Raw genomic sequence first — 26487 nt, 5'->3', positions numbered from 1 at the left:
CTCCGGCGTTTTTTATTCGTGACGCAATGCGTCGATCGGATTCATCATCGCCGCACGACGTGCCGGATAGACGCCAAAGATCAGACCGACCCCCAGCGAGATGAACAGCGACAGGAAGACCGACCACAGCGCAATCCGCGGCTCCAACGTGTGAACGATCGGCGGCAGTAGATCCGGCGAAATGAGTTCCGCCGTGTTTCGCACGAAATCAAAGATCGGCCCGCACATCAGACCAAACAACACGCCCAGCAAGCCACCGCCGCCGGTCAGCACCAAAGTTTCTGCCAAAAACTGTTGCACGATATCGCTGCGTTTGGCGCCGATCGCACGACGCACACCGATCTCTCGGGTCCGTTCGGTCACCGTCGCCAACATGATGTTCATGATGCCAATCCCGCCGACCAACAATGAAATCCCGGCGATCACGACCAGCAGCACATTGAACATCGTTCGCGTTCGCTCGGCTTGCCGCAGCAGTTCCTTGGGCACGACCACCGCGTAATCTTCCTGGTCATGATATTTTTGCAATAGAAAGCTGACGATCGACGCGGTTTCATCGACTTCGTCCACGCTGCCAACGGTCAGTGTGATTTGCGTCAACTCGACGACTTCGCCTTTGAAGTTAAAACCTTCACCGGTGCGGGTCATGATCTGGTCACCGACCCGATGCCGAAACGTTTCCAAAGGAATGTAGGCGTCAAAACGGTAATCGCGTGCTTCCAAACTGCCGCCGACCGCCGCGGACGCTTCGCGAGGTTTGGTTTGGCCGATCACGGTATAAACGTCGCTTTCGACACGTACCTTTTGTCCGATGGGGTCTTCGTATCCGAACAAACGCTTGGCGGTACCGTCGGCCAGCACGATCACGTTCTCGCGATCATCGTCGCTGCGCAACCATCGTCCCCGAGCGATTTGCAGTCGGTTCAACGCCAAGTGATCCGACGTACAGCCGATCAGCTTGGCGTCCAGGCGACGACCGCCGACCATGAATTCACGACGTAGTTCGCGGATGGGAACCGCGCGAACGATCGTGGGGATGTTGGACATCATGCGCCGGTAATCGGCGCGGGTCAGTCCATACGTTTTGACGCGTTCGCCGGCCGCTTCGCTGCTGTGCGGTTCGATACTGCGGACGATGATGTTGGTCGCACCCAGTTCCAAGATCTGTTGCTGCGCGTCATGGCTGACACCTTCCCCCATAGCGACCAGCCAAATCACGGTGGTCGTTCCGATGAAGATCCCCAGGGCTGCCAGGGCCGATCGCAACTTCTGTAACAGAAGACTCTTAACGCCCAGCAACAGCGTTTGCCAGAACCGCATCATGTTTCGGTCGGCTCCAATGATGCGGTGGTCTCGGAATCGTTCGATTCATCGGCCTCGGTGCCGCCGACGCGCCCGGCCGCGTCTTGAGCTTCATCCACATAGACGGTGGGATTCAAAATCACGCGATCGCCTTCGGCCAAGCCTGCCTGGACGATCACAAATTCGTCGTCGGTATCGCCCAAGGATAGTTCGCGGCGTTGGACGCCGTTTTCGGTAACGACCCAGCACAAGTGACGATCGCCGTCCTCCAAAACACAGGCCACCGGCACGGTCAGCACGTCGTCGTACTGGGCCAGCACCACATCCACCAAAGCCGTCATGCCCGGCTTCAGCCCGGGTTGAGATTCCAGGCGGATCAGCGTGTCATATTTCACCAAGTTGCCGGTCCACCAACCGGCCGGTCGCGTGACTTCGGCGATCTCGCTGACTTTGCCTGCCAACACGTCGTCTTGCAATTCGACCCTGGCGGGCATTCCGACCGACAAACGATCGACCTTCGATTCGTGGATGCCGACTTTGACCTGCATTTTGGAAACGTCGGGGATGATCAACAGGGTTTGTTGTTCGCGAACGACCGCGCCTTCTTCGATGTCGGGCGTGGATTTCCATTCGGCCATTGACGGAAAGATCACCATGCCGGGGACGTCGGCAACGATGGTGCAGTTTTCCAGTTGTTCCCTTTCGCGATCCAGTCGAGCTTGTTCCAACTTCAACGAGGCTTCGAAGGATGCCAAACGGGCTTCGGCGGCACGCAGTGAACTTTGCAGGGTTTGAAGTTCTTTTTCCTTCTTATACTTCTCCAGCGATTCCAGTTGAGTCTGTTTCAATTCCAAATCTTTGCGTGCCGATTCCACGGCAAACTTCTCACGGCTCAGCTGCAACGACTTGATCAATCCCTTGCCCGCCATACGGACGGATGATTCATAATTCAGCTTGGCTTGGGTGAGCGCTTGTTCGGCATCGAAGATGTCTTTTTCGATCGTGCTGCGTTCTTGAACGTAAGTGCCTTCCAAGTATTCAGTGATGCTCTTGCGTGCCACCGCCACATCGGATTCCGCGGTGATCTTATTGGCCAGCGCGTTTTCGTAGACGATCTCTTGGGCCAAGATGTTGTCTTCGATTTGCGATTGGTCCAGACGCACCAAGACGTCACCTGGCTGGACGATGGTGCCGGTTTCGATGACCCACAGCACGGTGCTGCCGCCTTTGACCATGCATTTGATTTCTTTGTTGTTGCTGCTTTCGACCGTGCCGTTTTCCGTGACGGTCACCGCCAGCGATCCGCGGCGAACGGTGTAGGTCATCCCGACCGGGGATTCTTCGACACGCAGTGACGATGTCGCGATGGTCGACGCCGCACCGACGGCGGACAACAGCACCAGAGCAATCGCGATGCGTTTGATCCAACGGCGCAGGGGGCGGGGGGCATCGTTCATGATGGTCAGGGTGGGGATGCGCGTGGCAATCACGAGGGATGATTCGCCGACGCAGACAAAGGCGGGTGGGATGGGCAGGTTTTGCCGCCGGGGCACACCAGCATGATTCAAAACATGACTGCACGCGCGTGGCTCTGACGAACCTGCGTCCTTTATTTTCTCTCAAGAAGAGCGTTGCCGACACGCTCGTTTTTCACAGCCGCCGATTTGTCGCGGTGTTGCGTCTGGACTTCTTCGCGGTTAACCCGGCGACGGGGAATCCGATGCTTGGGGTGATCGGGCAAACGAGGCGGCCTTTCCGGCTCGGTCAACCGCCCCGAGTCTCACGCCGGCCGCCGAGCCGCACGCCAAGCCGCACGCCAAGCCGCACGCCAAGCCGCACGCCAAGCCGCACGCCGTCGCTGCGGCCCTTGCTGCCCAAAAACGCGACGGCGGTGTATCCTGCGTCGACTGAATTGCTGCCTCCCATTAGTTGCCCCGATTGTTAGAACTGGATGACGCGTTCGATGGCCGCCACCACCGCTTTTCCGACCGCCCGCACCGAAATCGCCGGACAGACGATCGCCGATTTGGTCGGCCAGTACGGCACACCGCTGTACGTGTACGACCAAAACGTCATTGACCAGCGGATCGAACAGCTGAAATCGTTCGACGTGATCCGGTACGCACAAAAGGCCTGCAGCAATATCGCGATCCTGGAACGGATGCGACGACGCGGGGTTGTCGTCGACGCGGTCAGCGCGGGCGAAATCCACCGGGCGATGAAGGCCGGATACCAGGGCGGCCCGGGCAGTCACGAGATCGTCTACACCGCCGACATCTTTGACCGCCAAGCTTTGGAGATGTGTGTCGATCACCGCTTGCACGTCAATTGCGGGTCGCCCGACATGATCAGCCAGATCGGCAGCCGCTTGCCGGGCTGTGAAATCACCTTGCGGATCAACCCGGGATTCGGACACGGGCACAGCCAAAAGACGAACACCGGTGGCGACGGCAGCAAGCACGGCATTTGGCATTCACAGATCAACGACTGTCTGTTGCGAGCCGACCAGAACGGTGTGACCGTGACGGGGCTGCACATGCACATCGGATCGGGCACCGATCTGGAACACCTGGGCCAAGTCGGCGCGGCGATGGAATCGGCGGCTCATGAAGTCGGTCGCACGTTGAAAACCATCAGCGCCGGCGGCGGATTGCCCGTGCCGTACAAGGATGACGAATCTTACGTCGACATTGAAAAGTATTTTCAAATCTGGGACGACACTCGAAATCGCTTGAGCGAATCGTTCGGCCACCGGTTGCAATTGGAAATCGAACCGGGCCGTTTCTTGTCCGCCGAAAGTGGATACTTGATCGCCGAAGTCCGCGCGGTGAAGAAGGTCGGCGACAACTTGTTCGTCTTGGTCGACGCGGGCTTCAACGACTTGGCACGTCCGGTAATGTACGGCGCCTATCATCCGATCAGCGTCTGCAGCATCAAAGGCAACGCGGCGGCACGCGAAGAAGTCCCGACGATCGTCGGCGGCCCGCTGTGCGAATCGGGCGACATCTTTACCCAACGCGAAGGCGGGTACGTGGAATCGCGAATGCTGCCGACCGTCGGTGTGGGCGACTATCTGATTCTGGAGAACGCGGGTGCTTATGGCTTCGTGATGGCCAGCAATTACAACAGCAAGCTGCGTCCGGCCGAGGTGTTGATCGAAGACGGATCGGCCAAGTTGATCCGCCAGCGGGAAACGATGGACGACTTGACCCGCGGCGAGATCATTCCCGATTGATCGGCTGGGCCGGTAAGCGACCAGCGGCAATCGGTTCCGCCGTCGCGGGAACCCACCCGATGAGATCATCGCGTCGGATCGGCCCCCATTTGCGGCTATCGACCGAAACGGGGACGTTGTCACCCAAGACGAAGAATTGGTCTTCGCCCAGACGCAGCGGGAACGATTCCGTCGCATCGGTTCGCCGCAGCCGATATTCGACCGGGCGTTCCAGTAGCAAACCCGCCACGACGGTGCCCGGCGGCGCCGTGATGGCGACCGGCCTTTTTTGCGTCACCGGAATCGTGGCGTTTCGATCTGCGGGGACCAAGACCGCGTCGCGACTGTAGAATCGCATCGCGGACATGTCGCGCGGCAGCGGACGTCGATGCATCACGATGCCATCAGGGGTCCAGAAATAAACTTCGATGCCGCCTTCGCCCAAGGGCCCCGTCGCCACGCTGGCATCCGGCCCGGCCTGGACGTTGGCCGTCAGCACCAGTCGGTCCACTTCGTACAACGGGCGGACCAGCGAAACGTTTCCCGGATAGTTGTCGCGAATGCTGTCCTGACGAAGCGAATGAAAAACGTTCCGGTGCCGATACACCAGCCAAGATGGCGTCGCGTCGTCGCGCGATCGTGCCGCGGTCCACGCGGAATCCTGGCGTGCCCATCCGCGATTCGGACGTCCTTGTGCGTCCGACGGTTGCCACCAAGAAAACGGACGTCCCTCCGATGAAGGCCTCTCGGCGTCTGGATCTGACAACCAGTCTTGATTGACGACGATCAACGGAGCGTCAAAGTGGTCGCCCGCCGTGCGGCCGTTGACGGTCAAACGCAAGCCGTCCAAGGCCACCACATCGCCCGGCAATGCCACCAACCGCTTCAAACGCGGAATGCCATTTCGTCGCACCGCGACCAAATCGCCACGCTGCCAGCGGTGGTCATTGCCTCGGGGGTGATGAACCGCCACAACATCGCCCGATCGATCGGCCACACCGGGACTGGTCACTTCGCCACCGCAAAACGGACAGACGAACGTTTCCCCCTTGGGCGGCATCATCGCGGTGACGATCCGCAGGGACGACAAACACTGTTCACAGCGGACTTCGCCGTGCCGCCCCACCCATGCCGGGGCCATGGACCCGCCGGCCACCTTCATCAGGGTGACTTCGTCGCTCTGCCGCGGCCGGCAACCCGTGACAAGCAGCGGCACGGCGATCAGAATGACGCCCGCGATCGACCGTCGGACGAAAAAGCCGGACGATCGAGCCGACCTGGCAATCGACCGGGCTGATTCGTGGGTCCACCGTGGGCGAAATAACGTCCGCCACTGGTTCGTCTGCCGCTGCTGAAGCCTGATCGTTATACTCCCGCTCATGATTGGCGAACTGATGGTTGAATCGACCGCGTTTGCCGGCCGGAATTGACACCGCCGCTGGATTGCGCGTCGGTCGACCGGCGTCGCATTATTATCCGGCAACACGATCGCCGTCGGCCTGGCATCCTGGACCGACCCGGTGTGTTCTTCCCGCGATTGACCGCCCATGACCTCCACGCCGATTTCGTCCGAACAGGTTCGTCGCCCCACCAGCGGGTCGTCCGCGCGCCGTGAACGTCTGCGAAATGACGCGTCGCCGGCCCCCACCACAACGACCAGCGGCCGTGGGCGTTTGGGACGTCTGACTGGATTTCGCATTGCCGGGACGGGATCGTACGCACCACAGCGGATCGTGACCAATGAAGACTTGGCCGCGTTGGGCTGTGACAGCGATTGGATCGTCCGGCGAACCGGCATCCGGCAACGTCGTGTGATGGCCGAAGGTGAAACCACCAGCGACATGGCCTATCAAGCCGCGATGGATTGCCTGAAGTCGGCCGGTCGCACCGCGGACGAAGTCGACCTGATCATTGTTGCCACGATGACGTCTGACTATCCGACGCCGTCAACGGCGTGCCAGCTGCAAGAACGGCTGGGTGCGTTGGCGCCGGCCATGGACGTCAACGCCGCCTGTGCCGGATTCGTCTATGCATTGATCACCGCGGGGCAGTTTGTCGCCAGCGGAAATCACCAATGTGTCTTGGTCGTCGGTGCCGATGCGATGAACGGTACGGTCGATCCCAGCGACAAGAAAACCTATCCCCTGTTCGGCGATGCCGCCGGCGCGGTGCTGTTGGTCCCCGATGACGCAACGGTCGGCAACGATGCGGCGATGGCCGGTGATTCGGGCCAAGACGACGATGTGTCGCTGCGGTTGGATCCGGCGCACCCCAACGGATTCGCCGCCGACGGATCTTCGGACGACCGTTATGGTTTGCTGTCGTATCAGTTGGGCAGCGAAGGCAGCGGCGGGGACTTGTTGCAAATCAAAGCCGGCGGATCAAAACATCCGCTTACACCGGAGCAGTACGCCTGCGGCGGCCAATATTTTCGCATGGACGGTCGCGCGGTCTTCAAATGGGCGGTCCGCGTGATCGAAGACAGCGGCAAAGATGTGCTGGGCGACGCCGGTGTGTCAGCCGACCAGATCGACTGGGTCGTGTTGCATCAAGCCAACCAGCGGATTTTGGACGCGTCGGTCGCGGCGTTGAACATCGCCGGCGATAAGGCCCTGATGAATCTTGACCGCTATGGCAACACTTCGGCGGCCAGTATTCCGCTGGTGCTGGACGAAGCGTCCAAGGACGGTCGGCTGAAACGCGACGATTTGGTGCTGATTAGCGGATTCGGCGCGGGACTGGCTTGGGGAACCGCGGTTTTGCGGTGGTGATCGACGTCCGCGGCAAGTGGTTAACAATTTGCTTTGCGAAAATCGTCAATGATTGATCGTTGACGATCTCGCCACTGCCACACGATGGGTTATCTTGGCGGTCGGCGCACGGTTGCACGCCCAACCTGGCGCCGCACTCCTCTTGACCGCAACACCGTTCCCCAACGACGTCGATGACAGTCGCCCTTTTTGTTCCCTGTTACATCGACCAGTTCTTTCCTCAGGTCGCCGTCGCGACACTGGAACTGTTGGAAAGCCTGGGTCTGGATGTCGTCTTTCCCGACGGGCAAACCTGTTGTGGCCAGCCGATGGCCAACACCGGCTGTAACAGTGACACCGCGCCGGTTGCCCGGCGTTTCGTCGAACTGTTTACCGGCTATGACGCTGTGATTTGTCCCTCCGGTTCGTGCACCGCGATGGTGCGGCATCACTACGCGGAGTACTTCGCCGACGACGATCCCGCATTCACGTCGGTCCGCGACCGAACGTTCGAGCTTTGCGAATACATCCACGACGTGCACGGCGGCCGGATCCCTGACGTCTGTTTCCCGCACCGAGTCAGTGTCCATCAAAGCTGTCACGGTTTGCGTGAATTGGGACTGGGGTCGCAAAGCGAACGGATGGTCCAGCGTCCGGACAAAGTCGCTGCGGTGTTGAATCAAGTTCAGGGAATTGAACTGATGCCGCTGACCCGCGTGGACGAATGTTGTGGATTCGGCGGCACGTTTGCGGTCAATGAAGCGGACGTGTCGGCCGCGATGGGTCGCGACCGGATCGCCGATCATTCGGGTTCCGGCAGTGAGGTGATCGTGTCGGCCGACATGAGTTGTTTGATGCACTTGCAGGGAATCTTGCGTCGCCAGCAAAACCGCTTGCAAGTGATGCATGTGTCCGAGGTGTTGGTCGGACGCGAATTGGAAACCGCTCCTCTTGCCGCCGCACAGCGATCATGAAGCTGCCGATCGTCGACCACCCGACCGCTGCCAAGCCGTTTGTGACCAACGAAGATCGTTCGCACTGGCACGACGACGCCCTGTGGTTCGTCCGCGTCAAGCGTGACCGTCAAGCGTCATCGGTGCCCGAATGGGAATACCTGCGCGAACGTGCTTCGGCGATCAAGACCCACACGATCGCCAACTTGGGCGATTACCTGGAACAATTCGAACGCAACGCGACCGCCCGTGGTGCAACCGTGCACTGGGCCGCGGATGCTGAAGAACACAACGCCATCGTGTTGAAGATTCTGCGACAACACGGCACCCAGCGAATCGTCAAAAGCAAGTCGATGTTGACCGAGGAATGCGGGCTGAACCCGTACCTGGAAAACAACGGCATCGAAGTCGTCGACACCGACCTGGGTGAACGCATCGTCCAACTTCGCGAAGAAACGCCCAGCCACATCGTCCTGCCGGCCATCCACATCAAGAAGGAAGAAGTCGGCCAGACGTTCCACACACACTTGGGCACCGATGCCGGGGCGTCCGATCCGCAATACCTGACCGAAGCCGCACGCAACCATTTACGAAACAAATTCTTGGCCGGTGAAGTCGGCATCACCGGGGTGAATTTTGGCATCGCCGAAACCGGTGGCTTTGTCGTCTGTACCAACGAAGGCAACGCGGACTTGGGCGTATCGCTTCCCAAAGTCCACATCGCTTGCATGGGGATCGAAAAGATGATCCCGTCGCTGGCCGATCTGTCGGTGTTCACTCGATTGCTGGCCCGCAGCGCAACCGGACAGCCTGTGACCACGTACACGTCACATTTTCACGGTCCCAAAGACGACAACAGCGAATTACACATCGTCTTGGTCGACAACGGCCGCACACGACTGCGGGGCAACGACACGTTCCGCCCCGCCATGCACTGCATCCGCTGTGGAGCGTGCATGAACACGTGCCCGGTGTATCGCCGCAGCGGCGGACACAGTTACCGCGCGACCGTGCCGGGACCAATCGGCAGTGTGCTGTCGCCATCGCGTGACGCCAAATCGTACAAGTCGCTGCCGTATGCGTGCAGTCTGTGCGGTTCCTGCAGTGACGTTTGCCCCGTCAAGATCCCACTGCATCATCAATTGCTGGCGTGGCGTGGTGAATTGGTCGGAAATGGACTGTTGCCGTTGTCCAAACGCGTCGCGATGAAGACGGCTTCGTTTTTGTTTCAGCGACCGGGGCTGTACCGGACCGCCGGATCCATGGGACGCACGGCGCTGCGTGTCTTGCCGCACTTCGTCACTCACAACCGATTCAACACGTGGACCAAGGCCCGCGAATTGCCGAAACCGCCACGGGAAAGTTTCCGTCAGTGGTACATCGCCAACCGGGGCAATCCACAACGCCGTGATTCGGTCAACGGGAACGCGACAACCCACGCGAACACGCGGTCCAATGGAGACGCATCGTGAACGAATCCACTGTCAAGTCATCGGTGACAGCAACGACCGACAGCCGACGCGCGATCATGGACCGCCTGCGTGGCCAAGTGATCGACAGCAACCCCATCCCGCCGATCGACACGTCGTCGTTGACTCAGTTTGATGATCCGCTGGCGGTGTTTCAGCAAAACTTGCAGGCGGTCGGCGGCGAAAGCCACTTGGTCGACCGGCCGGAACAAGTTGCGGAAATTCTGCTGGGAATCGACGTCTTTTCATCAGCCGAGCAGATCTGTTCGCTGGTCCCCGACGCCGTCAATGGAAACGTCGATGCGTCCGCGGTCGATGATCCACACGAATTCGCGCCGCTGGACTGGACGATCGCACAGGGCCAGTTTGCCGTCGCGGAAAACGGCGCCATTTGGATCGACGGGGCGACGTTGCCGCACCGCGTGCTGATCTTCATCGCACAATACTTGGCGATCGTCGTTTCGCGCAGCCAGATCGTCAGCAACATGCACCAGGCCTACCAGCAGATCGGTAATATTGAATCGCCCTTCGGCGTCTTCGTCAGCGGCCCCAGCAAGACGGCCGACATCGAACAATCTCTGGTGCTCGGTGCCCACGGGTGCCGCAAGCTCCAGGTCTTTCTGCTGCCCTAAACACGATGTTCCGCTGCCCGCTATCCGGCAGCCTTCTTTCCCCGTGTTCACCGACCGGCTTGATCCGACAGGTCCGGGCGACCGTCAAAGTCGTCGCGATCGTCACCGATTCCGGCGGCCACCGGCATTTCCCGCCAAGTCAACGCATCACGCATTGGCAACCTGACCGATAGCCATTCACGACACCAAATTTCGGTGTCGCGCTTGCCGCCACACGCCGACCGGCCTTTGATTCCTCCCACGTTTCAAGGTCGACCCGTCGGAGTCGCGAAGGTTGTCATGGCTGTGGCCGACGCTTTCGACATCCCACGGTTGCTCGGCCGTTCGGACGTGTTGCGGCTGGCGAATCCCGTTCAGTTACCTTTCCATGGAGAATTCACGATGCGTCGTGTAATCGTCCCTGCTCTGTTGGCTTTCGCGATCGCCGCCAGCAGTGCCCCGAGCGCCAGCGCGTTCGGCCTGTTTGACAAGTTGTGTGGTCACGGATGTGATTCCGGTTGTGACGTGTGCGAGCCGGTTTGCGGATGCGAGCCCGTTTGTGCACCGGTTTGCGAGCCGGTTTGTGGCTGCGAAGCTCCCGCACCGAAGTGCGGTCTGTTCAGCAAGTTGTTCAAGCGTCACAGCGCTTGCGACGCCTGCTGCGCACCGGTTGTTGAACCCGCTTGCGGTTGCGAAGTTGCCGTTTGCGAACCCGTCTGCGGTTGCGAGCCGGTTTGCGGCTGCGACGCTCCCGCACCTTGCCACAAGCCCTGCAACCCGCTGGGATTGTTCAAGAAGCTGTTCAACAAGCACAATCACGGATGCGATTGCGGTTGCGAAGTGATCGAGCCCACCTGTGGCTGCGAAATCATCGAACCGGCTTGCGGTTGCGAAGCTGCTCCGGCTTGCGGTTGCGGTCACTGATCCGCTGCAAAGCTTGATTAGAAAATGCATGGCCCCGTCGATCACCATTGGATCGACGGGGTTTTTTCATGCGCCGATGGCACACACATCCGCCGCGATCCCCGTGATCGAATCACCTCGCACAGAGGCACCAAGGCACGGAGCTTTCAGGGAATCCAATCCCCATCCTGCCCCACCCTCTCTCCTCCTCCGTGCCTTCGTGACTCCGTGAGAAAAACAGCAGCACCCGCAATCGGTGACCTCGCACAAAGGCACCAAGGCACGGAGATTTCACGGAATCCGATCCCTAGCCTTCCTCACCCTCTCTCCTCCTCCGTGCCTTCGTGACTCCGTGAGAGAAAACACAAACGCGCACAAACGAACCCGATCAGCGTTTTTTTCCGGGCCAGCGGATCGTCCCGTCTTCATTCCACTCGATTCGCCACCCCAACGCGGCGTAAGTCTCGTTGAATTCGGTGACAAAGTCTTTGCGAGATTCGGGCTTGGCGGGCAGCAAAATCGGACTTGCGTGTCCGTGGCCTTTCTCGATGATCGCGTCAGCCGGCACGATACGTCTTTGACTACTGCTCATTGAATCCCATCATCCGTTCGGGTTCTCGGTGCACGGGCGATAGACGTCCGCCGGATGGGGAAAGCCCAACCGCTTGTCGACCACATTGTAGGGCTGCTGTCCGGCGACGAAGCGTTTCAAATTGATGCACGCGAGATCGACGGTATCGCTGACACGACGAAACGACTGTGCGCCGATGTGAGGTGAAATCATCACTTTGGGATCATCCCAAAGCGGGCTGTCCGCGGGTAACGGTTCGACCTCGGTGACATCCAGCCCAGCGCCGGCCAAACGCCCACTGCGAAGTGCCGCGACCAAAGCCGATTCCTTGACCACGCGACCGCGGGCCACGTTGATCAAGTAGCTGCCGCGTTTCATTCGGTTGAACACCGCTTCGTCGAACATGCCGTCGGTGTTTTCGTTCAGCGGGATCGCAAGGATCACCACATCGCTGATGTCCAGCAAATCATTCAACCGGTCCGCCGGCCACAACGTTTCCACCGACCCCGGACGATCGACGGGATAGAAATCCGTGGCGACGACACGCACGTCCCAGGGCGACAACATGTCCGCGATCGCGCGACCGTTGCCGCCCAGCCCGACGATACCGACCGTCTTACCACGCAGATCATCGGTCGGCTGGCGTGAAAAGTCGCGAACTTTGCGAGCGTTGAAGAACACCGGTGCCCGTCGGATCACACCGAACAATAACGCAAACGTCTGTTCGGCGACTTGGGGTGCGAACAGCCCCGACGCACTGCTGACGATGATCGAATCGTTTTCGATCACCCCGGGCACCAAGCAGTGGTCCAGCCCGGCCGCCGACGATTGGATCCAGCGCAGACGCCCCGCATCCAGCACACGATCCCAATTCACGGGGACTTTGGCGTGACCGATGAAGATGTCCGCGGTGGGCAACAGTTCGTCGATCCGCGATTGACCGGCATTGACGACTTCCGCATCGGGGACCGTTTCGGCAATCCGCGCCACCTGGCTATCGGTCACCGGAAAACACAACACGATTCGCATGACATCGGCTTGGGGTAAACTCGGGTGCATGTCACAAACAATATCGACCGACAATCGTAGCCCCCAACCGTCGTTTGCCCAGGCACCGATGCCGATCCACCACTCAGCACGACGATCACGCCCATCGTCTGTCGTGACGATCTTGGTCGGCATCGCCTTGGCCATTTCGATATCCGGCCAGTCGTTCGCGGATGCGCCCCAAGCCACGAGCGATGCGGTTGCACCAGATACGGTCATCGACGAAGCCTTCGCACGGTCGTCGCAAGGATTCAGCAGTGATGAGTTGTTGGTGCGAGACGACTTGCGTGCCGATTTCTTGAAAGCGGTCGCGCAAATCGCTGGCCTTCAAGACACATCGACATGGACGGACGATCAACAGCGTCAACTTTTCCTGCGGCTGTTGGGGCTTCGCAAAGCCGGCAAGCTGACGACATCGGCGACGCGGCGTGCCAAACCGGTCGATGATGACGTGCAGGTGATCGCCGAGATGGCCGGACGTGCGGTGATGGACCGACACCGCATGACGACCGATCAATTACTGGCCGACCCACGCACGTATCGCGAGCTGACCGAAGAAGCACGCAAGCTTTCCCCCGACGTTGACGCCTATGCCGTGCGGCGGACACTGCTGCGGCTGCGCAAGACGCGTCGGCTGCGACCGGAATTGGTGCTGCAGGTCGCCGACTGGCAACGCGAAGTCACAACGTATTCGCTGGACGAACTGAAACAAACCGACGTCCCAACGCGACCGGGCGTCTACTTGTTCAAAGACGCCAGCGGTTACCTTTACATCGGCGAAGCCGTGAATCTGGCCGAACGTTTGAAACAACACTTTGACGGCAGCCACAACGCGGCGCTGGCGATGATGCTACAGAGTCCTCGATCCGAGAACGTCTCGGTGGAACTGCACGTCTTTGCCGCCGATTCGCCGGCATCGAAATCGGCCATGCGACGGGCGTATGAAAGCGAATTGATCCGCAGCCGCAGCCCCAAGTACAACGTGCGACCCTGACACCGCGTTTGCGAACAACACGCAAGCCTTGCATCACCGAACACGATTTCCCACAAGACCGACGCCACCATGGACGCCCAGCCCACCCCGACGTTTTCTGCACTGATCCGAATCGGCCAGATCATCACGTTCGCTCTGATCCAAGGCTTGATCCTGATCGCCGCGGTGATGACCTACTTGACCCTGTCATCGGCCGACCAGAGAGAAACAGTGGCCCAGGAATTGGCGGCCGAGGAACGTGAACCCGCCGGTGCCGGGGACTTGGTCCTGCCGGGCATCGCAACGGCGTTCACCGCCATCAGCCTGGCCGCCGCCTTCTTCCTTCCGCCCACCATCCGCAAAGCGGCCGTACAGCGTTTTCGCGCTGAACAGCCCGGCGGATTTACCGTGCCCGACGGCGACGATCCGATAGAAGGCCCGATGCGTTATCTGTCCGGCGGCGACCAAGCGGCGCGGATCGTGACCAGCGCAATTTTCGAAGGCGTTGGCGTGATGGGCAGCATCCTGATGATGCTTCAAGGCGATCTGCTGTTCCTGATCTTTCCCGCCATCGGCATCGCGGGGATCGCGTCACAGTTTCCGACCCTGACCAAAGTCCAAGATTGGATGCGTCAAATCGCCAACCAGCCCGCTTCGCTTCCGTCTTAAGCCGTGCGTAACCTCGACCGGCTGCCGATGTTCCGCCCCAAAGCCCCGACGAATACGTCTTACTCCGACGCCGCGTCGGGCCAATCGCTGTAGGCCCACGTCACGGTGGTCGGCGGGCTCAGCTTGACCGATCCGATGCCCAGCTTGGAAAATTCGCCGTCGACTTTGAACGTCCAGCCGCCTTCGGTCCCGGTTGCCTGCCCCAGCATGCTGTCGACGAATGCCATTTCGCCGCTGCCGGTGACACCGACGTCCAGTGATTCGACCTGTCGCATGACGTCTTCCAACGTTGTGCCTTCGGCCACATCATCGATGGTGACCGTCTGGTTGGAATCGTCCGAAATGACTTCGACGGTCACCGGTCCGGTCGACACGGCGACATCGTCGGTCGTCGCGGGGCTTGTGACCGTGGCGTCACGACAGCCCGGCGTGGACCCTAGAAAGAAGGTCACGGCGACCAGAGCGGCGGCCGGAAAGAAACGGTGCGCGTTGGAATGTGGCTTGTTCATGGCCGCATGATATCGGCACACCGCCCGATTGGCGACGCGGACCCTAGGCAATGTCCACGTCCTGCGTCAGGATCGCATCTACGCTACTGGATGCGATCCCGGCATGGCAACAAAGCAAACCGCAACCGCGGTCGGCTTCGGATCAGCGGTTGGCTTTTTCTTCGGCGCGAGCGGCCTGCAATGCCGCGGCTTCACGCGAAAGCTTGAATTCCGGACCGACCGGGAAGTATTGCACGTCGTCCTGTAGGTAGTACGCGCTGGGCAACGTCTGGCCGTTGATGCTGGACTGGCACCCCGTGGCCGCAGCCAACGTCGAACCGATGATCAGGGTCAGCAAGGCACCGCCGGTCAATCGTTGTTTTTTCGTGATGCGGGTCATCGATTCTCGCCTTCGCGGATTGGCTTCCACAGTCAATCTGAAATGTGTGAAACACGCTTCGGACTGCTGTCCGAAACGCTCGTCACAACCGGTATCGGCCGAACGACCGTCATATCTTTACCCCCGACCGTCAAAAAACTGCTTTGCGGACTTGGCCGGGTCACCTGGCGGTCGTGCGCTGCCGCCTCTCAGGCGACGCGTTCGGTCAACCGAGCGATGGTCATCGCGATCGCCGCGGCGGACAACTGCGAACTCATGCTGGCGAAATCCTGCGAATCCGCGGCCACTTGCGCCGGAGTCAGCGGCAGGTGCACAAACACGCTTTGCGTCGACATGCCGAAGGACTGGCCATAATGCTGGCTGAGATAAAGAGCCGCGTTGCACAAAAACGTCCCCGCGTGGTGCGACACCCGCCCAGGGATGCCCGCGGCTTTCAACGCGTCGGCGACCGCGTCCAGGGGCAAAGCCGTCCGGTACGCTTCGGGGGCGTTCGGAATCAGCGGGGTTCCGTCGCTTCGCAGGTTCAATCCGACGGATTCCAGCCGGATCACCGCCGAACCAGGGGCCTGGCCCAAATGGATGGCCAAATCGAATCCCTGATGCAGGTCTTCCCGCAACCGGTGGCTCATTTCCGACAGATCCACCGGATAACGTCGGGTGACCAATTGCGCGGGCCCATCGTACCAGTTGGTCAATTCCACCAACGCCTGCCAACTGGCATTGTCTTTCCAGCGGTCATACGGCTCGAAAGCGGTCAAAAGGACGCGGGGCATCAACGGGACGATCCGAGGGGGACGTGTCAGAAACGGTTGCGTTCAACGCGACGATGGCGGGACCGGTAGCCTCGGGCCAGGCAAACAAGCCACATCGAAAACGGCCGATCCACGTCAAAATCCTAGTTGACCAATCGCCGCACGTCGGGCTGATGGCGAAGAAAGTTTGAAGTCTGGGATAATCTTTGGCCGCGGGGGTCGCCCCATCGTCCGCGGCGGATTTCAATCCCGCGGTGCCCACAGCCCGATCGCTCCGACCCAGTGGCCTCCAGAAGCCGGCCTGTTTGAAAAGGCACGTTTGCGACCCGTGCAGTCTGCGCCGTTCAAAGGGAAGACTGGGGGCGATCCGCGGGTGTCAAAACCAAAGGGTCCTGCGGGCCGCGTCGATTGGGCTGGAGAATTTTGTTTTTCTTGACAAGTTTTCCACGGCTTGTCGGAATTTGCTAGCAAATTTCTGTAAACCTTCATGCGGCTTGGCTTTGCGCGCATCGGCGGGACGGTGGCGACGATCGGGCTGTTTCGCCGAATCTGCCGTAAAGCATTCTGTTTCAATGACTTAGGGCCGACGGCAAATTTTTGTTGACAGCGACGCCGGGATCCCTATCATCCCCTGCGTTGACCCACATCTAGTGCTTCACGAGCCTAGAATGCACTACCGGTAGTGCTGGCATTACCGATTCGGCCGATTTCAACCACTCTGCGGGAAAGATGGAATTTTCCGATCCCTCCGATGGACTTAAGGGGCCGAAAGTGTGCAACGACTCGTGGTCGGGGCGATCAGATGTGTTGGGCAAGTCTTGTTTCTATTTTCGCAGCGACGTCGATCGGGTGTGACGCGAGGACCGCGTACCAACTTCACACCCCCGGCGTTCACGGACGACCTTTAGGAGTCTTCAAAAGTCATGGCTACTGTTCTGCCCGCATCCGATCGCAAGGAAAGTTCCGACCCGGCTCTGGAGAAGGTCAATGCCGAACATGGTGTCGCCTATGCCCGGCAACGGTTCAGCGATGCGTTGCGTACAGATCGCTCGGGACTGAAAATCGATACGGTTTTCTGCCCCCAGAACGATTCGACGCCTTTCGAAACCACCACCTGGGAACTGCGTAGTGCGGCGATCAAGGACGAGAACGGCAAACCGCTGTTCGAGCAAACCGATTGCGAAGTCCCATCGTCGTGGAGCCAACTGGCCACCAACGTCGTGGTTTCGAAGTATTTTTATGGCGATCCCAAGAACGGTACCGAACGTGAACGGTCGGTCCGCCAACTGATCCACCGCGTCACCCGCACGATCACCGACTGGGGCTTGGAAGACGGTTACTTTGATTCCGCCGAAGACGGCGACCGGTTCTATCGTGACCTGACGTGGTTGTGCCTGCACCAACACGGCGCGTTCAACAGTCCCGTGTGGTTCAACGTCGGCCTGTACCCGCAATACGGCGTGGTGGGCGACAAGTGCAACTGGCACTGGGACCGGACCAGCGACGAAACGCTACAGCCGGAAAACCCCTACGAGTTTCCGCAGGGTTCGGCGTGTTTCATCCAAAGCGTCGACGACAACATGGAAGACATCATGCGTCTGGCGTGCAGCGAGGCGATGTTGTTCAAGTTCGGCAGCGGTACCGGCACCGACTTGTCGACGATCCGCAGCCAACGTGAAAAGCTGTCCGGTGGCGGCACCCCGTCCGGCCCGCTGTCCTTCATGCGGGTTTATGACTCCATCGCCGGTGTCATCAAGAGCGGCGGAAAGACTCGTCGTGCGGCCAAGATGCAATCGCTGAAGGTCTGGCACCCCGACGTGCTGGAATTCATCGAATGCAAGTGGAAGGAAGAACAAAAGGCACACGCCCTGATCCGCGAAGGCTACGAAAGCAACTTCAACGGCGAAGCCTACAGCAGCGTTTGTTTCCAAAACGCCAACCTGTCGGTGCGTGTGACCGACGACTTCATGGAAACGGTCCGGGCGGGCGGCCAGTGGCAGACCCGCTGGGTCACCGACAAACCGACCGTCGACGCGCCGTCGTACGATGCCAAAGAACTGCTGAACAAGATGGCCGAATGTGCGTGGCACTGTGGCGATCCCGGCGTCCAGTACGACACGACGATCAACAAGTGGCACACGTGCCCCAACAGCGGCGACATCAACGCGTCCAATCCGTGCAGCGAATACATGTTCCTGGACGACACGGCGTGCAACCTGGCCAGCATCAACTTGATGAAGTTCTTGGGCGAAGACGGCAGCTTTGACGTCAAGCGTTTCCGCGCCGCCGCACGTCTGTTCTTTATCGCCCAAGAAATCTTGGTCGATCACGCCAGCTATCCGACCGAGCCGATTGCTCGCAACAGTCATCGTTTCCGCCCGCTGGGTCTGGGTTACAGCAACTTGGGCAGCGTGATCATGTCATCGGGTCTGCCGTACGACAGCGACGCGGCTCGTGGTCTGTGCGGTTCGCTGACCTCCATCCTGCACGGCGAAGCCAACCGCACCAGCGCCGAATTGGCCGGTGTTGTCGGTCCGTTCGAAGCGTATGCGGAAAACGAAAAGCCGATGCTGAACGTGATGCGGATGCACCGCGAAGCCTGCGACGACATCAACGACGACGGCCCCAGCGAATTGAAGGAAGCCGCCGCCAAACTGTGGGACGACGTTTGCGAAATCGGCGAACGTTACGGATTCCGCAACGCCCAAGCGACCGTGTTGGCCCCCACCGGCACGATCAGCTTCATGATGGACTGTGACACGACCGGCATCGAGCCGGACATCGCGTTGGTGAAGTACAAGCAACTGGCCGGCGGCGGCATGTTGAAGATCGTCAACCAGACGGTCCGCCGCGGCTTGGACAAGCTGGGCTATCAAAGCGAACAAATCGATTCGATCCTGAAGTTCATCGACGAAAACGACACGATCGAAGGTGCACCGGACCTACAAGCCGAACACCTGCCCGTTTTCGATTGTGCCTTCAAAGCGGCCAACGGCGTCCGCAGCATCGCGTGGCGTGCCCACGTCACGATGATGGCCGCCGCCCAGCCGTTCCTGTCGGGTGCGATCAGCAAAACGGTCAACATGCCCAACGATGTGACCCCGCAAGACATCGCCGACGCCTATTTCTGGGGCTGGGAACTGGGCCTGAAGGCGATCGCCATCTATCGCGACGGCAGCAAGCAATCGCAACCGCTGAATACCAAGTCCGACGACGGCAAGGCCGAAGCATCCGGTGAAGCCAAGGTCGTCACCAAGACGGTGGAGAAGGTCGTCTACAAACCGCGGCGTGAACGTCTGAACGACACCCGCCAAAGCTTGACGCACAAGTTCAGCATCGCCGGTCACGAAGGCTATCTGTGTGTGGGTCTGTATCCCGATGGTCGGCCCGGTGAAATCTTCATCACGATGGCGAAAGAAGGATCCACCATCGGCGGCATCATGGACAGCTTCGGCACCGCACTGTCGATCGCCCTGCAGTACGGCGTCCCGCTGGAAGTGTTGGTCAACAAGTTCAGCCACACACGCTTTGAACCGATGGGTCACACGTCCAACAAGGACATCCGGATCGCGAAGAGCGTCGTGGATTACATCGCGCGTTGGCTGGGTCTGACCTTCATGAGCGGTGAAGGCAACCAAAACGTGCCCACCGGCAGCGTGAACCCTGGCGGCAGTGCGGGCAACGGCCCGGAAGTCGCCGTCAACCAAAGTCCCGTGATGCGTGAACTGCGTGACGGTGCCGCCGCCGCAGTCCAACTGGCCGAACGAGCCGCCCTGCAACAAAACCTGAAAGACATCCCTGGTCTATCCGGTCGCGTCAGTTCCACACCACCGGCCACCGAGAAACCGGCCGCTGGAAACGGCAAGTCCGCCAGCCCGTCCAACGGTATTGGTAACGGCAACGGACAAAGCAATGGCAACGGACACGCATCGCTGGACATCGTGTCCGACGGCAACAATCCCGCCGGCCAAACGGAGCAATTCGCACGCTTCCAAATCGATGCCCCCAGTTGTGACAACTGTGGCAGCATCACCGTGCGAAACGGCAACTGCTATCTATGCCACAACTGTGGCAACAGCATGGGCTGTAGCTGAACCAGCGTCGGGATGACGATCGTTTTGCAGATCCAAAATTGATCGTCATCTCAACATGACTTGCGACGACCGAAAGTCCGCCTTCGCTGGCTTTCGGTCGTTTCGGTGACGCGGCGATGCCATAGCGCCCCGCGCTCACGCCAAACGCCACGTAACGATGGACGGCATCCGTGTTGAAGCTTGATCAAATTCATCAAGGCGACTGCGTCGAACTGATGAAACAGATGGACGACGGCAGCGTGGATTTGGCGTTCGCCGACCCGCCGTTCAACATCGGCTACGACTACGACGTCTATGAAGATCGCATGCCGGTGGACCATTATCTGCAATGGTCCAACCAGTGGATCAGCGAAGTCCACCGTGTTTTGAAAGACGACGGCACGTTCTGGCTGGCGATCGGTGACGAATTTGCCGCGGAACTGAAGATCGAATCCCAAAAGGTCGGCTTTCACTGTCGCAACTGGGTGATTTGGTATTACACGTTCGGCGTGAACTGCAAATACAAATTCACCCGTTCCCACGCTCACCTTTTCTACTTCGTCAAAGACCCGGACCACTTCGTCTTCAACGCGGACGATCCCGATGTCCGCGTCCCATCGGCACGCCAACTGGTTTATGGCGATCGCCGAGCGAACCCCAAAGGCCGGTTGCCCGACGACACGTGGATCCTGCGGCCACAAGACTTGGCCGAAGGCTTCGCCGAAGACGAAGACACGTGGTACTTTCCTCGCGTCGCCGGCACCTTCAAAGAACGCGCCGGTTTCCATGGATGCCAGATGCCCGAACAGTTGCTCGGACGGATCATCCGGGCTTGCAGCCGACCGGGCGAAGTCGTCTTGGACCCGTTTTCCGGCAGCGGTTCGACGGCCGTGGTCGCGAAAAAGCTTTCACGAAAATCGATCGCACTGGAAATGTCCGCGGACTATGCCAGCCGTGGGCAACAGCGACTGGACGAAACCTGCCCCGGCGATCCGCTGGTCGGTGCTTCCGATCCCAAACGCAGCGCACCATCGACATCCAAAGGTCGTCGCCTGGCAGATAAGGCAAAGAAGCCTAAAAAGAAACAGACCACCGCCGTCGCCACGCCGTCGATGTTTGACGACGCATCGCCCGACACCTAATCGGCGCATCAAACGCAATCTTTCGCGTTTCCCCAGCCGCCGACTTCACCCACAACCGGTCAACCGCACCCATCGCGTCCAACCCCGATGCTCGGGATCCTGACGCAGCCCACTAATCCAGTATCGCTTCGGCAATGCGTCCGTCATCGGCCGGGTTGACCCAGCGCAAATCGATCCGCAGCGCATCGTCTTCGGCATCCAACAAGACTGACGGGTGATGCTGGGCCAGTTTTTCGGCCCAGGCTTTCGCGTCCAAATCGGGACGTCGCAATTCGATCTGTCGCGACGGCAATTGCCAGCGACCATCCGCGATGATTCCGGCCGACCGATCGGTGATCTGAATCGTCTGTTCGATATCCGTCGCACTCAGCCGCGTCGCCAAGCGTTCGCAACGTGCCTTCAGGTTTTCGACCGATGTGTTCAACATCGACAATGCCGCGGATCCATCAACAGCGGCCGACGCTTGACGCTCACAAGCTTCACACAACATCGCGATCGTCGCGGTACCCGCGGCCCACGCGGACCAAGACTCGTGACCGGTGATGTCGACCAACACCGATTTCTTCCCGACGATCAGGCCCGAAGCCGGACCACCGATCAAACCATCGCCGGGGACCACAACAAATTCGGCTCCCTGATTCAACAGTTCGCCGACCGAAGCCAGATCACCGCCTTCGATCGATCCACCCGTTGCCGGATCGCCGCCGCCGCGCAGCGTTCCGCACCGTAGCACGGCCGCCCACGGTTGATCATCCGCCGCGACGGTGTCCCAGGAAATCGCCGCCGCGCCGCTATCGCCGCGGATCAGAATCGCATTGGAATTGCCGGCCAAATCTTCGGCCACAAATGTCCGACTGTCGCCGATTTCTGCGGTCATCGCAAAAACCCCGCCCAACAAGTCCGACGTGGGCCGACCGTCAACGCGAAACACTTCGCTGCGTGGCACCAAGAAGGGGCGATCCAGCGAGATCGTCGACACCGCCATCAGCGCCGCCGACATGGAAGCGGCCACGGCTACATCCCGATCGTCGGCCAAGTTCATGGCTTGGTGCAAGTGTCGATGCAGCCGATGATCCAGCGAGGTATCGCAAACACGATTGCCTTGCATCGCTTCGATGCCCGCTGCGACGACGACTTCGCTGATCGGCGGGCTGCAACGTGGGTCCAACAACGTCCCGGTCGCATTCACGCAAGGCAACGTGACCGCGTTGAATTTTTCCGACCACTGTCGGAACGCCTTGGTCGATTGTTCCGCCGACTTCATCAGCCGATCCAAACGACGCCCGGCCGATTCGATGCCGCGTGCCGCCGAATCAGGCAGGTCTTGGACAAGTTCCGATGCGCGAGATTTGATCTTGTCGATCGTCTCGGACTGTTGTGCTTGTTTCGCGGCGCCAGAAATCTGGCGATACAGAAGTTCGACGGTCCAGGGAGGCATGGCCATGTTAGATGCACTTGATCGTGGCGTGTTGGTTCCGCGACGACCAAGTCCGATGGTCTGGTCGTCGCCCCACGTGCATCATCGTCCGACCAAGGTCGCCGGACAAGTCGGGCCGTCCCGATCAAAAACATCGGGCGGTCGGTTCGAAGCGATTTTAACGGATGCGGTCCTGGCTCAGGAATTCACCCACGGTGGCGACCTTTTCTTCTGGCTCCGGCTGTGCGAACAGCGATCCAAAGAAGCCTGGCTTCTTCGTCTCGGTCGTCACCGGTTTCGACGCGTTGCCGGCGAACATGTTCATCGGATTCAGCCTTGCCGGATTCAGCACTTCCTTGGTCCGCGTCCAACTGCGTTTGGCTGTGGCGCCGACATCGGAAAACAAGCTGTCCTTTTTCTTGATGATCCGGTCCTTGTCCTCTTGTCCGGGCATCACACCCGAAAAGCTGGGCATCTTGAACTTGGGCATCTGCCAGTTCATCGGATTCATCTTCGACGCCATTTCACCAAAGGTCGGTGCAGGCGCTGTCGCGCTGTCGCCACTGAAGACGCTGGACGATTCCTGTGCATTCGCCACGGTGGCATTGACGCAAATGCCGAACGCCAAAGCAGCGATGGCAATGCAACGACGGGTCGTTTTTTGAAAACGATAAGGTGGGCAAGTGGTATTTGATCGCATGGCGGGAATAACCCTGATCTCTTTCGAACTATCAAAGACAGATCCATAGACCGGGGCAAATTGCCAAATGGCGAAAACGCCGTGCAAGATCAATCCGCATGAAATGACCAAGATTTGCGCGGAAAACAAGACAATCGCGGAAGATCAAGTTTCACGTCTTGAATGCCCCCGACGTCACTGGCGTGAAACCCGCTTTTCACGCCAGCCGGCTCCGGTGCAACGCCTTGTCACCCGACGGTTTTTGCAATCGCATAGATCTCTTCGGCGTCCAGCACCAGATCGTTCGCCGTGAATAACCGCTCGATCGCCTGGACGTGCGTTCGCATCTTCAACCCACCCACCCCGATCGCGCCGTATCCGACGCCGCCGCCAACAGGCACGGCCTTGTCCGTCATCGACACGCCTTCGATCCCCGCCGGTGGGACCGCATTCAGGTCGATCGCCACGGCCAGATCGGACATCGATTCCACCACTTGGGCGGACAACAATTGGACTCCCGCGGCCCCACAAGCAATCACGCAGTTGCGATCCGCCATCACCTTTTTCAATTCGTTTTCGCCGCGAGGTGCCGCAGCGGTCAGCAACGCGGTGGATGCTTGATCCGCCCCCACTTTTTCACGAATGTCTTGGCACGCGGCTTCGGCACGCTCCTGTGAACGGCTGGTCAACACCACGTCGGCGCCTTCACCGGCCAGCAACTGGGCGACGCGTCGACCGACCGGTCCGGTACCGCCCAACACCGCCGCTTTGGCATTTCCCAGTTCGACGTGTCGTCCCGCCGCGACCACCGCCGCGCTGGCCGTCGTGTTACAGCCGCCGGCATCCAACATCACCGAAACGCGGACGGGCCCAAAGAAGGTGTTGCACACCGACTGCAACAACTTCTCAGCATCCAGGACGTCTTCGCCGCCGATGAAAATCGCGGTCGATGCCAAGTCGTCACCACCGCGTGTGAACATCGCACCGTGGACCAGACCACGCACCGCCGACGGATGAACGTCGCGATAGGTCAACAGGTGATCCACCCCGGAATCGATTGCCACCACCGAATCAAAGGAACTGGCATGGTCACCGGTGTCAAACTGCAACAGAATCTTTTTGGGCATGATGTATCCAAAATAAAACCCCGACCGGCAAAAACTGCGCGGCCGGGGAACGTTTGAAAGTCGTTGGCGTCATTGCAAGCGGGCGAACCCGCCAAGATTAGAATCCCTTGAACGGGTGCGCCGCACTGTCCTTCTTGGCCAACATTTGATCGGCCGACGGTTCGTTCTTCATCGCGGCGGCGATCGCTTGCTTGGTGGCTTCGTAATTGTACGTGTAGATCTTTTCGTCACTTTCAGCGGCCGGGTGGATGAACACGCCACAGACGCAAACCAATTCTTCGGTTTGATCCTTGGGGATCACGCCGTCGGCAACCGAATCGGCAACAGCCTTGGCCACAGCGGCTTGGGCGGGACCGAACATCTGCACGGCTTGCTTCATGCCCTTGATCGTGACCTTGGTGATCATGACCGTCGACGGCTTCACAGCAACGTTGGGCTCCAGAACCGCCAGCAGGTTGGTGTGACCGTCACTCTGGGTCGACAGCGCGTTGGCAAATGCGGTTCCGACCGGGCCGTTCTTGCTGCCGATCATCAAGTCAATGTGGGCAACTTCGTTGCCGTCGCCGACCAGGGCTTCGCCGATGTAAAACTGCATGAGTGTCGGTACCTTTCAAGAATGTAATTTCGAGGGGGCGGGGGTGGGCCATGGAAGTGATGAACGTAGCAGAGCGGCACCGTGATGCAAGCACCTGACGCGATCCCGGGCGATACGGAACCTCCGCCAGACCACCGCGACAGCCCAGCCCCGTCAACCGATTCGGCCGCCGTGGTCGGTAAAGTCATCCTGATGGGGGCATCGGTGCGATCCGCCGCCGCGTCGGCCCGCCGTGGAGGCCTGCGAATTTGGGGAATCGACCGATTCGGCGACGCGGATACTCGAGATCTTTGTGAAGAATTCCAGCAGATTTCCGGTCCGGACCAGATCGCGGCCGCCCTACGGCGTGCCAAGGCCCGGTGGCCAGACGCCGCCGTTGTCGCCGCCGGTGATCTGATCACTCCGCCGGACGTCGAAGTTGATCAAGGGCGGTGGTGCGAAGCAAAAACGATCCGCTGCCGCGATCTTTGGGCCCAGGCGGCCGGGGTATCGGATTGTCGATTTCCCGCGACTCGTCCGATCGTCGATGAAGCAAGCACAGCGCACCAACACCGGCGGCAATCGGTAGACCATGACCGCTGGCTGGAAAAATCGATGACGGGCACCGGCGGCTTGGGCGTTCGATGGTCGGATCCGAATCGCAAATTCCAACCCGGCATGACGTTTCAACAACAATGGGTCGCCGGGCGAACGCATGGCGTGACATACATCGCCGATGGGGCCGAAGCGAGAATGCTGGGGGTGTGCCGGACCATCACCACCAGGTTCGGCGATCTGCCATTCATCTACGCCGGTTCCCTCGGCCCGGTGTCCTTGCAACAGTCGACACAGGATCGGCTGCAGCGTCTTGGCCAAAGCCTGGTGGAACGAACCCGATACCGCGGCCTGTTCAATGCGGATGTGGTTCTGTCAGGCGACCAGCCACCGTGGTTGCTGGAAGTCAATCCACGGTGGTCCGCGTCGATGGAATTAGTCGAACACACACTTGCACCGGAGCCCTCCGGTTCCAGCCCGGCAACGCAACCATCGCTGATCCGGTGGCACGTTCGGGCACAATCCGAGCGTCTGCATACTTGGGTGCGGGTCCCGAATCCAAATCATTCAATTCATCGATTCAAACGGATCGTCTACTCGCTTCGGGCGGGAAGACTGTGTTCGCAAGCCATCCAGCGATGGTGCCGCCAGTTGCACGCCGAAGACCAATCGATCCGGTGCACCGACATCCCCGCCCAAACCGACGACATCGCCATCGGCCAGCCGATCGTCACACTGACGGGCATCCTAACACCGCAAACCAACTACCGCGACTTGATTCGCCAGGTGCAATCATTGGTTTCGTAGACGACGGCGGA

General features: G+C 59.8%; 22 protein-coding genes. 10 read left to right on the top strand and 12 right to left on the bottom strand.

Annotated features, from left to right (window positions below):
• Positions 1 to 12: 12 nt before the first annotated feature.
• Positions 13 to 1323, bottom strand: a complete 1311-nt coding sequence (locus tag Mal65_RS09325) for an ABC transporter permease (RefSeq protein ID WP_145296402.1) — start codon at positions 1321 to 1323, stop codon at positions 13 to 15.
• A complete protein-coding gene (locus Mal65_RS09320) occupies positions 1320 to 2759 on the bottom strand; it encodes an efflux RND transporter periplasmic adaptor subunit (RefSeq protein WP_145296399.1) in 1440 nt (479 codons plus the stop codon). The genes Mal65_RS09325 and Mal65_RS09320 overlap by 4 nt, the downstream gene beginning before the upstream one ends.
• 506 nt (positions 2760 to 3265) lie before the next feature.
• Here Mal65_RS09320 and lysA point away from each other — a divergent pair.
• Positions 3266 to 4537, top strand: coding sequence for a diaminopimelate decarboxylase (gene lysA / locus Mal65_RS09310; protein ID WP_145296397.1), 1272 nt, complete (start codon positions 3266 to 3268; stop codon positions 4535 to 4537).
• Here lysA and Mal65_RS09305 read toward each other — a convergent pair.
• The gene (locus tag Mal65_RS09305) at positions 4524 to 5732 is read right to left on the bottom strand and encodes a S26 family signal peptidase (protein WP_145296394.1); all 1209 of its coding nucleotides are present in this window, start codon (positions 5730 to 5732) and stop codon (positions 4524 to 4526) included. The genes lysA and Mal65_RS09305 overlap by 14 nt on opposite strands.
• Before the next feature lie 331 nt (positions 5733 to 6063).
• Here Mal65_RS09305 and Mal65_RS09300 point away from each other — a divergent pair, with 331 nt between their 5' ends.
• The 4 genes from Mal65_RS09300 (at position 6064) to Mal65_RS09285 (ending at position 10320) form a co-directional block, all read left to right on the top strand.
• A complete protein-coding gene (locus tag Mal65_RS09300; protein ID WP_145296391.1) occupies positions 6064 to 7287 on the top strand; it encodes a beta-ketoacyl-ACP synthase III in 1224 nt (407 codons plus the stop codon).
• Positions 7288 to 7460: 173 nt separating this feature from the next.
• Positions 7461 to 8240, top strand: a complete 780-nt coding sequence (locus Mal65_RS09295; protein ID WP_145296388.1) for a (Fe-S)-binding protein — start codon at positions 7461 to 7463, stop codon at positions 8238 to 8240.
• Positions 8237 to 9691 carry a lactate utilization protein B gene (locus Mal65_RS09290; RefSeq protein ID WP_145296385.1) on the top strand — a complete coding sequence of 485 codons (1455 nt, stop codon included), beginning with the start codon at positions 8237 to 8239 and terminating at the stop codon, positions 9689 to 9691. The genes Mal65_RS09295 and Mal65_RS09290 overlap by 4 nt, the downstream gene beginning before the upstream one ends.
• Positions 9688 to 10320, top strand: a complete 633-nt coding sequence (locus Mal65_RS09285) for a LutC/YkgG family protein (RefSeq protein WP_196784711.1) — start codon at positions 9688 to 9690, stop codon at positions 10318 to 10320. The genes Mal65_RS09290 and Mal65_RS09285 overlap by 4 nt, the downstream gene beginning before the upstream one ends.
• 1270 nt (positions 10321 to 11590) lie before the next feature.
• Here the strand turns inward: Mal65_RS09285 and Mal65_RS09275 are convergent.
• Together Mal65_RS09275 and Mal65_RS09270 are read right to left on the bottom strand one after the other, a co-directional pair.
• Positions 11591 to 11794, bottom strand: coding sequence for a hypothetical protein (locus Mal65_RS09275; RefSeq protein ID WP_145296382.1), 204 nt, complete (start codon positions 11792 to 11794; stop codon positions 11591 to 11593).
• 9 nt (positions 11795 to 11803) lie between these two features.
• A complete protein-coding gene (locus Mal65_RS09270) occupies positions 11804 to 12802 on the bottom strand; it encodes a D-2-hydroxyacid dehydrogenase (RefSeq protein ID WP_145304800.1) in 999 nt (332 codons plus the stop codon).
• Between the two features lie 133 nt (positions 12803 to 12935).
• On the opposite strand from Mal65_RS09270, the gene Mal65_RS09265 reads away from it, so the two are divergent.
• Together Mal65_RS09265 and Mal65_RS09260 are read left to right on the top strand one after the other, a co-directional pair.
• A complete protein-coding gene (locus tag Mal65_RS09265) occupies positions 12936 to 13814 on the top strand; it encodes a nucleotide excision repair endonuclease (protein WP_165701169.1) in 879 nt (292 codons plus the stop codon).
• Positions 13815 to 13883: 69 nt separating this feature from the next.
• A complete protein-coding gene (locus Mal65_RS09260; RefSeq protein WP_145296376.1) occupies positions 13884 to 14462 on the top strand; it encodes a hypothetical protein in 579 nt (192 codons plus the stop codon).
• A gap of 59 nt (positions 14463 to 14521) precedes the next feature.
• Here the strand turns inward: Mal65_RS09260 and Mal65_RS09255 are convergent, their stop codons facing one another.
• The 3 genes from Mal65_RS09255 to Mal65_RS09245 form a co-directional block, all read right to left on the bottom strand.
• Positions 14522 to 14971 (bottom strand): DUF4430 domain-containing protein, encoded by a 450-nt coding sequence (locus Mal65_RS09255; protein WP_145296373.1) that lies wholly within the window; start codon positions 14969 to 14971, stop codon positions 14522 to 14524.
• 142 nt (positions 14972 to 15113) lie between these two features.
• Positions 15114 to 15350: a hypothetical protein gene (locus Mal65_RS09250; protein ID WP_145296371.1), complete on the bottom strand. Its 237-nt coding sequence runs from the start codon at positions 15348 to 15350 to the stop codon at positions 15114 to 15116.
• A gap of 188 nt (positions 15351 to 15538) precedes the next feature.
• Entirely contained in the window at positions 15539 to 16123 is a 585-nt protein-coding gene (locus Mal65_RS09245) for a pyroglutamyl-peptidase I (RefSeq protein WP_145296368.1), read from the bottom strand.
• A gap of 902 nt (positions 16124 to 17025) precedes the next feature.
• Here Mal65_RS09245 and Mal65_RS09240 point away from each other — a divergent pair.
• Together Mal65_RS09240 and Mal65_RS09235 are read left to right on the top strand one after the other, a co-directional pair.
• Complete coding sequence (locus tag Mal65_RS09240; RefSeq protein WP_145296365.1) at positions 17026 to 20196, top strand: vitamin B12-dependent ribonucleotide reductase; 3171 nt, start codon at positions 17026 to 17028, stop codon at positions 20194 to 20196.
• A 170-nt stretch (positions 20197 to 20366) separates the two neighbouring features.
• Positions 20367 to 21317, top strand: coding sequence for a DNA-methyltransferase (locus Mal65_RS09235; RefSeq protein WP_196784709.1), 951 nt, complete (start codon positions 20367 to 20369; stop codon positions 21315 to 21317).
• Positions 21318 to 21429: 112 nt separating this feature from the next.
• Here Mal65_RS09235 and Mal65_RS09230 read toward each other — a convergent pair whose 3' ends face one another.
• The 4 genes from Mal65_RS09230 to fae all read right to left on the bottom strand — a co-directional run bounded on the left by Mal65_RS09230 (position 21430) and on the right by fae (position 25135).
• Entirely contained in the window at positions 21430 to 22761 is a 1332-nt protein-coding gene (locus Mal65_RS09230) for a PLP-dependent aminotransferase family protein (protein WP_145296362.1), read from the bottom strand.
• Positions 22762 to 22912: 151 nt separating this feature from the next.
• Entirely contained in the window at positions 22913 to 23434 is a 522-nt protein-coding gene (locus Mal65_RS09225; protein WP_196784708.1) for a hypothetical protein, read from the bottom strand.
• Positions 23435 to 23661: 227 nt separating this feature from the next.
• A complete protein-coding gene (locus Mal65_RS09220; RefSeq protein WP_145296359.1) occupies positions 23662 to 24540 on the bottom strand; it encodes an NAD(P)-dependent methylenetetrahydromethanopterin dehydrogenase in 879 nt (292 codons plus the stop codon).
• A gap of 97 nt (positions 24541 to 24637) precedes the next feature.
• Positions 24638 to 25135, bottom strand: coding sequence for a formaldehyde-activating enzyme (gene fae, locus Mal65_RS09215; protein WP_145296356.1), 498 nt, complete (start codon positions 25133 to 25135; stop codon positions 24638 to 24640).
• An 84-nt stretch (positions 25136 to 25219) separates the two neighbouring features.
• Here fae and Mal65_RS09210 point away from each other — a divergent pair, with 84 nt between their 5' ends.
• Entirely contained in the window at positions 25220 to 26476 is a 1257-nt protein-coding gene (locus Mal65_RS09210; RefSeq protein ID WP_145296353.1) for an ATP-grasp domain-containing protein, read from the top strand.
• Positions 26477 to 26487 lie beyond the last annotated feature (11 nt).

The organism is Crateriforma conspicua (genome assembly GCF_007752935.1).
Lineage (GTDB): Bacteria > Planctomycetota > Planctomycetia > Pirellulales > Pirellulaceae > Crateriforma > Crateriforma conspicua.
Note: the sequence above shows the minus strand (reverse complement) of the source record. Positions and strands in the feature narration are given on the sequence as shown.